This is a genomic window from Mycobacterium sp. NPDC003323 (genome assembly GCF_053589535.1).
The window spans coordinates 436,617-449,156 of the sequence record NZ_JBSFSB010000002.1 but is presented as its reverse complement, the minus strand read 5'-3'; the positions used below and the strand labels follow the sequence as shown (position 1 = coordinate 449,156).

At 67.9% G+C, this 12,540-nt stretch carries 12 protein-coding genes and 1 tRNA gene; 6 read left to right on the top strand and 7 right to left on the bottom strand.

Going from position 1 to position 12,540, the window contains the following annotated elements; all coding sequences use genetic code 11:
• Positions 1–82: 82 nt before the first annotated feature.
• Together ACWDUN_RS08940 and ACWDUN_RS08935 are read left to right on the top strand one after the other, a co-directional pair.
• Positions 83–1,696 (top strand): amidohydrolase, encoded by a 1,614-nt coding sequence (locus ACWDUN_RS08940; protein WP_449927493.1) that lies wholly within the window; start codon positions 83–85, stop codon positions 1,694–1,696.
• Positions 1,697–1,718: 22 nt separating this feature from the next.
• Positions 1,719–3,074 (top strand): APC family permease, encoded by a 1,356-nt coding sequence (locus tag ACWDUN_RS08935; RefSeq protein WP_449927490.1) that lies wholly within the window; start codon positions 1,719–1,721, stop codon positions 3,072–3,074.
• Position 3,075: 1 nt separating this feature from the next.
• On the opposite strand, the gene ACWDUN_RS08930 is transcribed toward ACWDUN_RS08935, so the two are convergent.
• Genes ACWDUN_RS08930 through ACWDUN_RS08920 form a run of 3 tightly spaced genes read right to left on the bottom strand, consistent with a single transcriptional unit; the run spans position 3,076 to position 6,027 of the window.
• Positions 3,076–4,137 carry a poly-gamma-glutamate hydrolase family protein gene (locus ACWDUN_RS08930; protein WP_449927487.1) on the bottom strand — a complete coding sequence of 354 codons (1,062 nt, stop codon included), beginning with the start codon at positions 4,135–4,137 and terminating at the stop codon, positions 3,076–3,078.
• Positions 4,138–4,147: 10 nt separating this feature from the next.
• Positions 4,148–5,224, bottom strand: a complete 1,077-nt coding sequence (locus ACWDUN_RS08925; protein ID WP_449927484.1) for an NAD(P)H-dependent amine dehydrogenase family protein — start codon at positions 5,222–5,224, stop codon at positions 4,148–4,150.
• A gap of 11 nt (positions 5,225–5,235) precedes the next feature.
• The gene (locus tag ACWDUN_RS08920) at positions 5,236–6,027 is read right to left on the bottom strand and encodes an SDR family oxidoreductase (RefSeq protein WP_449927482.1); all 792 of its coding nucleotides are present in this window, start codon (positions 6,025–6,027) and stop codon (positions 5,236–5,238) included.
• 222 nt (positions 6,028–6,249) lie between these two features.
• On the opposite strand from ACWDUN_RS08920, the gene ACWDUN_RS08915 reads away from it, so the two are divergent.
• Positions 6,250–6,322 (top strand) — tRNA-Ile (locus ACWDUN_RS08915).
• Positions 6,323–6,337: 15 nt separating this feature from the next.
• On the opposite strand, the gene ku is transcribed toward ACWDUN_RS08915, so the two are convergent.
• The gene (gene ku, locus ACWDUN_RS08910; protein WP_449927479.1) at positions 6,338–7,255 is read right to left on the bottom strand and encodes a non-homologous end joining protein Ku; all 918 of its coding nucleotides are present in this window, start codon (positions 7,253–7,255) and stop codon (positions 6,338–6,340) included.
• Between the two features lie 58 nt (positions 7,256–7,313).
• Here ku and ACWDUN_RS08905 point away from each other — a divergent pair, with 58 nt between their 5' ends.
• Positions 7,314–9,578 carry an ATP-dependent DNA ligase gene (locus ACWDUN_RS08905; RefSeq protein WP_449927477.1) on the top strand — a complete coding sequence of 755 codons (2,265 nt, stop codon included), beginning with the start codon at positions 7,314–7,316 and terminating at the stop codon, positions 9,576–9,578.
• A gap of 53 nt (positions 9,579–9,631) precedes the next feature.
• The gene (locus tag ACWDUN_RS08900) at positions 9,632–10,504 is read left to right on the top strand and encodes an acyl-CoA thioesterase (protein WP_449927474.1); all 873 of its coding nucleotides are present in this window, start codon (positions 9,632–9,634) and stop codon (positions 10,502–10,504) included.
• On the opposite strand, the gene ACWDUN_RS08895 is transcribed toward ACWDUN_RS08900, so the two are convergent.
• Entirely contained in the window at positions 10,485–10,814 is a 330-nt protein-coding gene (locus tag ACWDUN_RS08895) for an antibiotic biosynthesis monooxygenase family protein (RefSeq protein ID WP_449927471.1), read from the bottom strand. The two genes, ACWDUN_RS08900 and ACWDUN_RS08895, sit on opposite strands and share 20 nt — an antisense overlap.
• Before the next feature lie 67 nt (positions 10,815–10,881).
• On the opposite strand from ACWDUN_RS08895, the gene ACWDUN_RS08890 reads away from it, so the two are divergent.
• Positions 10,882–11,313: a MarR family winged helix-turn-helix transcriptional regulator gene (locus ACWDUN_RS08890; protein ID WP_449927468.1), complete on the top strand. Its 432-nt coding sequence runs from the start codon at positions 10,882–10,884 to the stop codon at positions 11,311–11,313.
• Here ACWDUN_RS08890 and rnhA read toward each other — a convergent pair.
• The gene (gene rnhA / locus ACWDUN_RS08885) at positions 11,310–11,768 is read right to left on the bottom strand and encodes a ribonuclease HI (protein ID WP_449927465.1); all 459 of its coding nucleotides are present in this window, start codon (positions 11,766–11,768) and stop codon (positions 11,310–11,312) included. The two genes, ACWDUN_RS08890 and rnhA, sit on opposite strands and share 4 nt — an antisense overlap.
• Before the next feature lie 9 nt (positions 11,769–11,777).
• Positions 11,778–12,395 (bottom strand): VOC family protein, encoded by a 618-nt coding sequence (locus ACWDUN_RS08880; protein ID WP_449927799.1) that lies wholly within the window; start codon positions 12,393–12,395, stop codon positions 11,778–11,780.
• Positions 12,396–12,540 lie beyond the last annotated feature (145 nt).

Sequence of the window (12,540 nt, the reverse complement as noted above, 5' to 3'; positions counted from 1 at the left end):
ACCCGGTATTCGGGGCCGTACGTCGAATGGATGGGTGGCATTCGGATTGCGAATCGATGAACCACGCGTATCGTGCAAATCCGTGGTGTCGACGCTGTTTCGCAACGGATCCGTGTGGACGGGCATTCCGGACCAACCCCTCGACGATGCGCTGCTGGTCGTGGGCGGCCGCATCGCCGCGCTGGGTGCCGACGCCGAGACGCAGGCGCCCGCGGATGCCGAGGTCGTCGACCTCGCCGGCGGTTTCCTGATGCCGTCGTTCGGGGATGGTCACGCCCATCCGATGTTGGGCGGACTGGAATTCGTCGGGCCCGCGGTGCGGCCCTGCACCTCGGTCGACGAGATCGTCGAGGCCGTCCGCAGGTATGCCGAGGACAACCCCGACCAGGAGTGGATCGTCGGCGCGTCCTACGACGGCAGCCTGGCCGAGGGCGGCCTGTTCGACGCGCGCTGGCTCGACGACGCGGTGCACGACCGCCCGGTGGTGCTGCGGGCGTGGGATTACCACACGGTGTGGTGCAACACCGCGGCGTTGGAGCGGGCCGGTATCACCCCCGCCACCCCGGATCCGGTGCTCGGTGAGATCCCGCACCGCGCCGACGGATCGGTGCTGGGCACGCTGCGCGAATGGGGTGCGGTCGACCTGGTCACCGCCGTGATGCCGACGCGCGACGAGGACGTGCGGATCGCCGCGCTGGGCACCGCCGCCGATTATTACCTGGCCCACGGTGTCACCTGGGTGCAGGACGCCTGGGTGGAGCCCGGTGACGTCGAGACCTATCTGGAGGCGGCCCGCCGCGACGCGTTGCGGGTCCGGTTCAACCTGGCGCTGTACGCCGATCCGCGGCACTTCGACGCGCAGGTGGCGCACTTCGCCGAGGCCAAGCGCCGCGTCGAGGAGCTGGGCTCGCCGATGCTGACGGCGCAGACGGTGAAGTTCTTCGCCGACGGGGTGGTCGAGAACGAGACGGGCGCGCTACTGCAGCCGTACTGCTCGGGACTGCACTCGCACGGTATGACGGTCTGGGAGGGAGATTCGCTGGCCGAGGCTGCGCGCCGCGTCGACGAACTCGGACTGCAGATCCACATCCACGCGATCGGGGACGCCGCCGTCCGGCAGGCGCTCGACGCCATCGAATACGCCAGCATCCGCAACGGGCCGCGTGACCGTCGACCGGTCATCGCGCATGTGCAGCTGGTCGACGATCACGACCTGGAGCGGTTCGCCGCGCTCGGTGTCATCCCGTGCATGCAGCCGCTGTGGGCGCAGGAGGACGCCTTGATGAACGTGCTGACCGTGCCGCGGTTGGGCCGTGAGCGCGCCGACAAGCAGTACCGGATGCGGTCCCTGGCGGAGTCGGGCGCGCCGCTGGCGCTGGGCTCGGACTGGCCGGTGTCCTCGGGCGCACCGCTGGAGGGCATCGCGGTCGGGGTGTCGCGGCAGACGGCCGAGGGGCAGCCCGCCGGCGGCTGGACACCCGAGGAGATCCTGGCCGTGGAGCGGGCGCTGGCCGCCTACACCGCCGGGGTGGCCGATCAGGCTTTCGCCGAAGGCAGCTGGGGCCGGCTGTCGCCGGGCGCGAGTGCCGATCTGGTGTGGCTGGACCGCGACCCGCGCGCCACGCCGCCGCTGGAACTGCCCGGGATCGGCGTCCGGGCCACCTATCTGCGGGGCGAGCCCGCGTTCGTCGCGTAACAGTCGCAAGAGAGGGAGGCACATGTCGTCATCGGAGCCGTTGGTCGGGATCTCGGCCGATCCGCACGAGGGAAGGCTCAAACGCGCCCTCGGTGTGCCCTCGCTGGTGCTCTTCGGCCTGGTGTACATGGTGCCGCTCACCGTGTTCACCACCTACGGCATCGTCACCGTCGAGTCCGGTGGACGGGTGCCGCTGGCCTACGTGGTGACGCTGGCCGCAATGATCTTCACGGCCCGCTCGTATGCCCGGATGGCGACGGCCTACCCGGTGGCGGGTTCGGCATATGCCTACACGCAGAAGACCTTCGGTGCGCCCATCGGCTTTTTGGCCGGCTGGTCGCTGCTGCTGGACTACCTGTTCCTGCCGATGCTCAACTACATGGTGATCGGGCTATACCTCAACGCGGCGGTGCCCTCCATCCCGCAGTGGGTCATCGTGGTGGTCACCATCGTGCTCGTCACCGTGCTCAACATCGTCGGCATCGTGTCAGTGGCCCGCGCCAACGCCGTGATCATCGCGGTGCAAGCGGTGTTCATCGCGGTGTTCCTGGTGATGGCGGTCGCCGCGATCTCCGGGTCGGGCACCGTCGACATCATGGCGCCGTTCGCCGGTGACGGAACCGCCGACGGCCTGGCACCGGTACTGGCCGGCGCAGCCATCCTGTGCCTGTCCTTCCTCGGATTCGATGCCGTGTCAACGCTTTCCGAGGAGGCCAAGGACGCCCGCCGCGACGTGCCGCGCGCCATCATGCTGGCGACCCTGATCTGCGGCGTGCTGTTCATCATCCTGTCCTACGTGTCGCAGCTGGTGTTCCCGTCCAACGCGTTCGAAAGCGTCGACACCGGATCGGTGGATGTCATGGTGGCCGCCGGCGGCGCCTTCCTGTCGGCATTCTTCACCGCGGCCTACGTGGCGGGGGCCACCGGGTCGGCGCTGACCTCGCAGGCGTCGGTGGCGCGCATCCTGTATGCGATGGGCCGCGACGGTGTGCTGCCGCGCAAGGTGTTCGGCCACGTGTCGGTGAAGTTCAGCACGCCGACGTGGGCCATCCTGGCGGTTTCGGTGATCTCGCTGCTGGCGATCGTGATCGATCTGGCGCTGCTGGCATCGGTCGTCAGTTTCGGTGCGCTGGTGGCGTTCTCGGCGGTCAACCTGACCGTCATCAAGCACTACTTCGTCGATGCCGGTCAGAAGAACGTGCTGAACAACCTGGTTCTGCCCGGTATCGGCTTCGCGTTGACGGTGTGGTTGTGGACCAGCCTGTCGGGTGAGGCGCTGCGGCTCGGACTGCTCTGGCTCGCGGTCGGATTCGTCTGGCTGCTGGTGGTCACGCGCGGATTCCAGCGGCCGACGCCGGTGCTGGACCTGAAGGAGTAGATCAGTTCGGCGGCCAGGCGCGGGCCGCCGAGATCAGCCCGGCGATCAGCGCGGAAGTCGGACGGGTCAATCCATCGGCGCCCGTCATGCCACTGCGCGGGCTGATACCGCGCACCCGCGGTGACAGCTCCAATTGCACACCGCCGCCGCGGGTCCGGTTCACCGGGTTGGCCGGATGCAGTCCGCGCAGTTCCCGCGGGATCACGTCGAGGTCGGTGATGACCTGATGTCCCGGTATCGACAGGTGCGCGGCGACGTGCTCGGCCAGGTCCCGGTTCGCGCCGCCGGCCAGAACCTGGGTGCTGCGCCCGACGCGGCCGTAGCCGTGCAACGACACAACATGCTCGACGTGGTCGCAGAATTCGGCGAGACGGGCGGACTCGTCGGGTCGATACGCGGCCGAGGACAGGTGGTGCGGGTAGCCGGCGGGATGGCGCACGACGTATACCGAGGCGCCGGCCGCCGCGGCGGCACGCTCGGCGATGACGTCGGTCATCCTCTCCAGGCCGCCGCCGTGGATGGCCAGGAAGCCGAATCGACCGCGAAGCTCCGAAGATTCGACGACGGCGGGGTCGGCCAGCAGCTCGGTGAGCGTCTGCGGACCGGGTGTGTCGGCGGGGGCCAGCGCCCGTGGCCAGTTCACCGGATCCCAGCGCTGAAGGAAATCCAGCCAGCGTGGCGGCAGGTCGTGGTGGGTGGCACCGGCGATCACCCGCTCGAGGTAGCCCGGCCGTGGTGCGCCCGGTTCGGTGCGGTGATCGATGTAGATCCAGGCGTCATGCGACCCGCGCCGGGTATGCACACGCATCCGGTCGCGGCGATACCGCACCGGAACCCCCTCGGCGCGGTCGAGCACACCCAGATCGGCATCGCTGATGCGCCACAGCACACCGTGCACCTCGGCGCCCGTGGCCGGCTCCACCGTGGCCACACCGCGCTCGTTGATCAACCAGTCGTGATCGGCCAGCGTGGCCGCGATCGGCCCGCCGGCATCCGGGCAGCGCAGCGCCATCTGGTCCACGCACAGGTTGGACCCGTATGCGAAGTACAGCTGCTCGGCCACCCGCTCCAGCTTAAGGCGCGGCGTACAACCCCTTACCGGTGACCAGCGGAAGGTCCAGGGTGGTGGTGATGCCGGGTGCGGCAGCCACGACCGCGGGGATCGCGTTGACCACGCGGGCGGCGGTGGCCACCAGCCCGGCATGGTTGTGATCGCCCTTGCGGCTGCTCAAACACAGGTCCAGGGCGTAGGACGGTTCCCCGGTGACCTCGACGCGGTAGGAGCCGCCCTCCTGCGCCGGTTGCGGCCACTCGGGGCACAGATCGGCGCGCAGCCTGGTGACGTGTTCGAGCACGACGGCGGGGTGACCGCCGACCATGCCGCGCACCTCGAACCGCATGGCCGCCGTGCTGCCCTTCGGGATCGGGCCGGCGGCGATCTCGAAGTCCTCGGGCGCGGGCACCCGGGTGTGCGTCTCGGTCACCTCGTCGAGCTCGATGCCCAATCCGGCCGCGAGCTGACGCACCACCGAACCCCAGGCCAGGCTCAACACGCCGGGCTGCAGCAGCATGGGCAGATCGTCGATGCTCTTGCCGAAGCCCATCACGTCGAACATCACGGTGGCGCTGTCGTAGGTGGCGTAGTCGACGATCTCCATGCAGCGGATCTGCTCGACGCTCTGGCAGGTGCCGGCCAGCGCGAGCGGCAGCAGATCGTTGGCGAAGCCGGGATCGATGCCGTTGACGAAGATCGTCGAAGATCCCTTTTTGGCTGCTTCTTCGATCGGGCTGACCATCTCGGCGGGCAGCACCTGCCACGGGTACTGCAGGAACACCGCGGCGCTGCCGGCGACGTTGATACCGGCGGCCAGCAGGCGCCGGTAGTCCTCCAGGGCGTCGGGCAGCCGGTTGTCGGCCATCGCGGTGTACACGGCGCAGTCCGGCCTGGCGGCGATGATGTCGTCGAGGTTGTCGGTGGCGATGACACCGGTCGAGACGTCGAGGCCGGCAAGCTCACCGGCATCCTTGCCGGCCTTGCTCGACGAGGACACCCACACTCCGGTGAGTTCGTACTGCGGATCTCGGATCAGCTGGGCCAGGGCGTGGCGGCCGACGTTGCCGGTGCCGATCGCGGCGACTGTGATAGCCATGTGGAGTTCCTCTACAGGTCGGGGATGGGCATGTCGAGGTTGGGGAAGGTGAGGCCGCCGTCGACCTCGAGGGTCTTGCCGGTCAGGTAGCTACCGGCAGGGGAGGCCAAATACACTGCGGCGGCGGCGATATCGCTGGGATCGCCGAGCCGGCGCATCGGGGTGGCCCGCTCCATCGGGTCGCGCAGCGCATCGTTGGAGGCCACCACGTCCAACGCCGAGGTCAGGATGGAGCCCGGGGCGATGGCGTTGACCCGGATGCGCGGGCACAGATCCAGTGCGGACAGTCGGGTGTAGTGCGCCAGCGCCGCCTTGGCGGTGCCGTAGGCCGCGAAGGCCCGGCCGGCCAACCGGCCCATGGTCGAGGTGATGTTGATGATCGATCCGCCGCCGGAGTGTTCCAGCATGAGCGGGACGGCGGCGGTGGTCAGCGCGTGCGCGGTGCCGACATTGAAGGTGAACGCATCCTTGAGGTCCTTGGTGGAGGTGTTCAGCAGTGGCCCGGGCATGGTCCCGCCGACGTTGTTGACGACGATGTCTAGTTTCCCGAAGGCCTCGACGGCCTGACCCGCCAGCGCGGCGGTGGACTCGGGGTGGGCCAGGTCGGCAACCACGATGTGGGCACGCCGTCCGGTGGCCTCGATCTGGGCGGCGACCTCCTGCAGTTGTGCCTCGGTGCGGGCCGCGATCAGCACGTCCGCACCGGCTTCGGCGAAGGCGACCGCGATGGCGGCGCCCAGTCCGCGGCCGGCGCCGGTCACCACGGCCACCTGGTCGTCGAGCCGGAATTTGTCCAGAATCATGCGTGCCTCGTTTCTCTGCTCGGCGTCACCGTAACAAGGCCGAGCGGCGGCCGTGAGCGGTTTCTGTAACACGTTCTAATTTGTCGGTGGCTGTCAGTTCTGCCGCGACGGCGGTGTTGACAGGCGCGTCCCGAGTGTTTTTACTGGCCACATGCGCGAGATACCGGTCGCCGGCCCCGGCTGACGCGATACGCGAAAACCGCTGGGCTGCAAGGCTCTTTTGCTCCGGTAGCTCAGTGGTGAGAGCAGGACTCTTATAAGGTTCAGGGCGAGGGTTCGATTCCCTCCCGGAGCACGCGATTTCGGCGGGCTACTTCTTGGCGGCGGCCTTCTTGGCAGGCGCTTTCTTGGCCGGGGCCTTCTTCGCCGCGGCCTTCTTGGCCGGAGCCTTCTTCGCGGCCGCCTTCTTGGCGGGCTCCTTCTTCTCCGAGGAGCCCGATTCGCGGGCCTTCACGCTGGCCTCCAGCTTGGCCAGCAGGTCCGACACGTCCTCGCTCTCGTCCAGGTCGGTCGGCTGCTCCTCGACGGTGAACGCCTCGCCGCCTTCCAGTTTGGCCTGCACCAGCTCGTGCAATTGATCCTGGTAGGTGTCGCGGAACTGGTCGGGTTTGAAGTCGTCGGTCATCGACTCGACCACTTGGCCGGCCATCTTCAACTCGGCCGGTTTGATGTCGACGTCCTTGTCCAGCGACGGGAAGTCGGGATCGCGGATCTCATCGGGCCACAGCAGGGTGTGGATCACCATGATGTCGCGCTTGCTGAAATCCTTGACGCGCAACGCCGCCAGCCGGGTCTTGTTGCGCAGGGCGAAGTTCACGATCGCGACGCGATCCGTCTCGGCGAGTGTCTTGGCCAGCAGCACATAGGATTTCGTCGACTTGGAGTCCGGCTCCAGGAAGTAACTCTTGTCGTACATCATCGGGTCGAGCTGATCGGCCGGGACGAACTCGACGACCTCGATCTCGCGGCTGCGCTCCTCGGGCAGGGTGGCGATGTCCTCATCGGTGATGATCACCGTCTGGCCGTCGTCTGATTCGTAGGCCCGGGCGATATCGCGGTACTCGACCACTTCACCGCACACCTCGCACACGCGCTTGTAGCGGATGCGCCCGTTGTCCTTCTCGTGCACCTGGTGGAACTTGATGTCGTGGTCTTCGGTGGCGCTGTAGACCTTGACCGGCACGTTGACCAGACCGAAGGAGACCGAGCCTTTCCAGATCGACCGCATACGCAACGGTAACAGCGGGTACTGGCTTCAGGTGGCCGGCGCGAATAATACTCAGGAGGTGGAGCGCTTCGGCAGGGTCAGACTCTCCAATCCCGACAAGGTGCTCTATCCGGCCACCGGCACCACCAAGGCCGAGGTGTTCGACTACTACCTGGCCGTCGCCGAGGCCATGCTGCCGCATATCGCGGGGCGTCCGGTCACCCGCAAGAGATGGCCCAACGGCGTCGAGCAGCCGGACTTCTTCGAAAAGCAGCTCGCCTCGTCGGCGCCGGACTGGCTGAACCGGGCGTCGGTCACCCACCGATCCGGAACCACCACCTATCCGGTGATCGACAGCGCCGAGGGGCTGGCCTGGATCGCCCAGCAGGCGTCGCTGGAGGTGCACGTGCCGCAGTGGCGGTTCGACCCCGCCGGTGACCCCGGCCCGGCCACCCGCATCGTGTTCGACCTGGATCCCGGCGAGGGGGTGACGTTTCGGCAGCTGTGCGAGGTCGCCCATGAGGTGCGCGGTTACGTCGAGGACATCGGATTGACGGCCTATCCGCTGACCAGCGGCAGCAAGGGGCTGCACCTGTACGTGCCGTTGGCCGAGCCGATCAGTTCGCAGGGCGCCTCGGTGCTGGCCAAACGGATCGCACTGGCGTTGGAGAAGTTCATGCCCAAGCAGGTCACCGCCACCATGACCCGCAGCCTGCGCGCCGGAAAGGTCTTTCTGGACTGGAGCCAGAACAGTGCCGCCAAGACCACCATCGCGCCGTACTCGATGCGCGGGCGCGCCGAACCCACCGTCGCGGCGCCACGCAGCTGGGATGAGATCGGCGATCCGGACCTGCGGCACCTGCGATTCGACGAGGTGCTCGACCGGGTCGAACGCGACGGTGATCTGCTGGCCGGGCTGGACGAGCCGCTGCCGGGCGCGGACAAGCTGACGACCTACCGCAGCATGCGCGATGCGGCCAAGACCCCGGAGCCGGTACCGCAGACCGCGCCGTCGCTGGGCAACGACAACACCTTCGTCATCCAGGAACACCGTGCGCGCCGGTTGCATTACGACTTCCGCCTCGAGCGCGACGGTGTGCTGGTGTCCTGGGCGATCCCGAAGAATCTGCCCGACACGCCCTCGGTCAACCACCTCGCCGTGCACACCGAGGATCATCCGCTGGAATACGCGACGTTCGAAGGTTCGATCCCCAAGGGCGAGTACGGCGGCGGTGAGGTCTACATCTGGGACACCGGCACCTACGAGGCCGAGAAGTTCCGCGACAATCCGCCCGACGGACCGGAGAGGGGCGGCGAGGTCATCATCACGCTGCGGGGCGCCAAGGTATCCGGTCGTTACGCGCTGATCCAGACCGGGGGCAAGAACTGGCTGGCCCACCGGATGAAGGAGCAGCCGGTCACCACCGCCGCCGATCTCAAACCGATGCTCGCCACCCATGGGTCGGTGCAGAAACTGACGCCGGGCACCTGGGCGTTCGAGGGCAAGTGGGACGGCTACCGGCTGCTGGTCGACGCCGACCACGGGCAGCTGATGCTGCGGTCGCGCAGCGGCCGCGATGTCACCGCGGAGTTCCCCCAATTACGCGCGCTGGCAGCCGATCTGGCCGATCACCATGTCGTCCTCGACGGGGAGATCGTGGCACTGGATGCCGCCGGGGTGCCGAGCTTCGGCGCGATGCAGAATCGCGCCTCGGGCGGCAACATCGAGTTCTGGGCGTTCGATCTGCTTGCACTGGATGGCCGTTCGTTGCTGCGCGCCAGGTATCGCGACCGGCGCAAGTTGCTGGAACTGCTGAGCCAGGGCGGGGCACCGATCGTGCCGGACCTGCTCGACGGTGATGGCGCCGAGGCGTTGGAGTACGTCCGCGAGCACGGCTATGAGGGTGTGGTCGCCAAGAAGTGGGATTCGACCTATCAGCCCGGCCGCCGGTCGCAGTCCTGGATCAAGGACAAGCTGTGGCTCACCCAGGAGGTGGTCATCGGCGGGTGGCGGGCCGGTGAGGGTGGGCGCACCAGCGGGATCGGGGCGCTGCTGGTCGGCGTGCCCGCACCGGACGGTCTGCAGTTCGCCGGCCGGGTGGGCACCGGTTTCACCGAGAAGATGCTCAAGGACCTGCGCGCCACCCTCAAACCGTTGGAGACCGACGGGTCGCCGTTCAGCGCGCGGCTGACCGGTCCGGACGCCAAGGGGGTCACCTATGTGCGACCCGAACTGGTGGGGGAGGTGCGCTACAGCGAGCGCACCACGGACAACCGCCTGCGCCAACCGAGTTGGCGCGGCCTGCGGCCGGACAAGTCGCCGGATGAGGTGGTGTGGGAGTGAGCGATCGCGATGCTCACGGCGGGCTGAGGACACCGCGTGCTTAAGTGTTCGACGTGACCATTGCCGGAGACCGCCCGCTCGACGAGATTGTGGAGTTGCTCGACATCGACGCGGTGGGGGAGACCGAATTCGTCGCCCGGCACACGAAGGCCGCCGCCGAGACCGGGCACGTGTTCGGCGGCATGGTGGCGGCACAGTCGACGGTGGCGGCGTGCCGAACCGTGCCGACGACCCGACCGATGCACTCGCTGCACGCGTACTTCCTGCGGCCGGGTGATCCCACGAGGCCCATCGAGCTGCGTGTCGAGATCACCCGTGACGGGCGCTCTTTCAGCCACCGCCGGGTCAGCGCGATGCAGCACGGGCGCGCGATCATGGAGATGGCATGTTCCTTCGCCGAACCGGAACCCGGGTTGCGCCATCAGGTATCGATGCCGCAGGTACCCGACCCCGAGGAGCTGACCCCGGACTGGCAGGTGCTGCGAACGCTGCCGGACGTGGTGCCCTCGCTGACCAGGCCGGCTCCGTTCGACGTGCGTTCGGTGGGTCATCATTCACGCGTCGCACGCGACCTCGGGGAGACGACCGACCGCTCGCTGATGTGGATGCGCGCCGACGGTGAGATCGGCGATGACGCCGTCCTGCACACCGCCCTGATCGTGTACGCCAGCGATATGACGGTGCTCGACCCCGTGACCCGACCGAGCGCGCGGTCCATGGCGGCCGAGGATGTGTTGCCCGCGACGATCGACCATGCCGTCTGGTTCCACCGATGGGCGCGTGCCGACGAATGGTGGCTGTGTGATGTCGATTCGCCCTGGGCGGGTGACGGTCGCGGCTATGCCCGGGGCCGGCTGTTCGACCGCGACGGCGCGCTGGTGGCACAGATTGCCCAGGAGGGGCTGATCAGGCTTCCTGTGCGGTGATCGACTCCACGGTGTAGAGCTTGGGTTCGAAGCCGTCGGCGATCGCCGCGGCGCGGCTCATGTGCCCGGTGGCCGTGGCATCTTCGAAGATGGCGGCGTAGGCGGCGGTCGACTCCCACTGTGCGTAGTTGATCACGCGGGTGCGGTCCTCGCTGAGGTGGATATTCGCCGAGATGAAGCCGGGCAGGTGACGCATGACCTGATCGGAGGCCTCGGTCAGTACCCGGACAAGAGCCTCGGCCCGTTCCGGTGTGACGGTGAAGACGTTGATCAGCGTCGCGTGGCCGGCGGCTGCGGCGATGGTGGTCATCTGGAAAATCCTCCTCGATGTCAGGTTCCTTACTCAGTCGACGCTACCAGTGTGTAAGGTTCCTGTCATGGCGGAGGATCGCACCGAACTCACGGTGGGCTATCTGGTCAAGCGCGTGCAGCAGGCGCTGCGTCGCAATTGTGATGCGGCGCTTCGGCCGACCGGACTGTCGATGGCGCAGTACGCCGTGCTGCGAGCACTGGCCGACCATCCATCGGCGTCGGCGGCGCAGTTGGCCCGACTGTGCTTCGTGACCCGGCAGTCACTGCAGGACGTTCTGGCCGGGCTGCGGGCCGACGGGTTGGTGCGCGACGCCGCCGAACAGGGTGGCGGGCGGGCCGTGGCGCTGGAACTCACCGCCGTGGGGCGTCGGCGGCTCGCGGCCGGGCACCGCGCGGTACTCGCCGTCGACGTGGCGATGGTCGAGGATCTGCCGGAGGGTGCGCAAACCCAACTCGCGCAATGGCTTCGGTCCTGCGCCGAACGGTTGGAGCGCTAGCCGACCGCGGCGGTGATGGCCTCCTGCAGGCCGCGGGTCGCCAGCATGTCGGCGAGTTCGTTGTCGGCGACGCCGGAATGCCCCTTCACCCAGAACCACTCCACCTCATGTCGCGCGCAGGCCGCCTGCAGGCGCTGCCACAGATCGACGTTCTTGACCGGCTCCCTGGCCGCAGTCTTCCAGCCGTTGCGCTCCCAACCGCGCACCCACTTGGTGATGCCGTTGCGGACGTAGGTGCTGTCGGTGTACAGATGCACGGTGACCGGCCGTGTCAACGCCTCCAACGCCATGATCGGCGCGGTCAACTCCATCCGATTGTTGCTCGTCGGGCCGGGTTCGCCGCCGCACATCTCGCGGACATGTTCGCGGTGGCGCAACACGGCACCCCAACCGCCGGGTCCGGGGTTGGGTCGGCAACCGCCGTCGGTGTGGATGATGACGGGGGCGTCGCTCATCATCGAAGCCTATGCGCCCGAGATGACCGCTGTCCGCACCGACATGCCGAACGCCTGGTGTCGCAGTGTGCTGATCCGCCGCCCCGGCTGCACAGCATCCTTGACGCGCGACGTCCGATCCCCGAAAAGCCCGGCGGTGGCGTCGATATCGGCCACGGTGAAGGTGATGCCCCACAGGCTGGAGGGAGCGTCGGCGGTGCCGTCCGGTTCACCGACGACCTCCAGGATGACCTCGCCGAGTCGGTAGAAGACCTGACGGATCGCCCGGCCGCCGAGTTCGGTGTCCCGTTCCCGCCGGGGCGCCAGACCGGCATCGCTGAGCACGTCGACGGTGCGTCGCAGGTGTGCCGACATCAGCACGAGGTGGTCGATCTCGATGACGCCGTTGGGGTGCTCGGCCGGGCTCGCGAGGTCGGTGGTCGAGGTACGGGTCGGGATGCCGTCGATATCGGTGGCATCGGTATGGCGCAGCGACCAGCCGATGATGCCGGAGCCTCGGTCGCGACCCGCCAGGCGGATGCGTACCCGGCCGACACGGCAGACGCCGTCGGCGTCCACGTTGAACCCTGCCTGCGCCCAGGCGGTCACCGGGTCGGCGACCTCGATCTCGTCGATGGTGATCCCCACGTCCGGAATCATCCATGCCGACCGATGTCCCTGACCATCTGGGGGATCGGTTTGCTGGAAATGGCGGCGTCGGCACGACGATGCCTTGTGTGCCACTAGCCTGACGGCGGCGTCACAATGTTGGTAGCCTCGAATCGATTTGCTG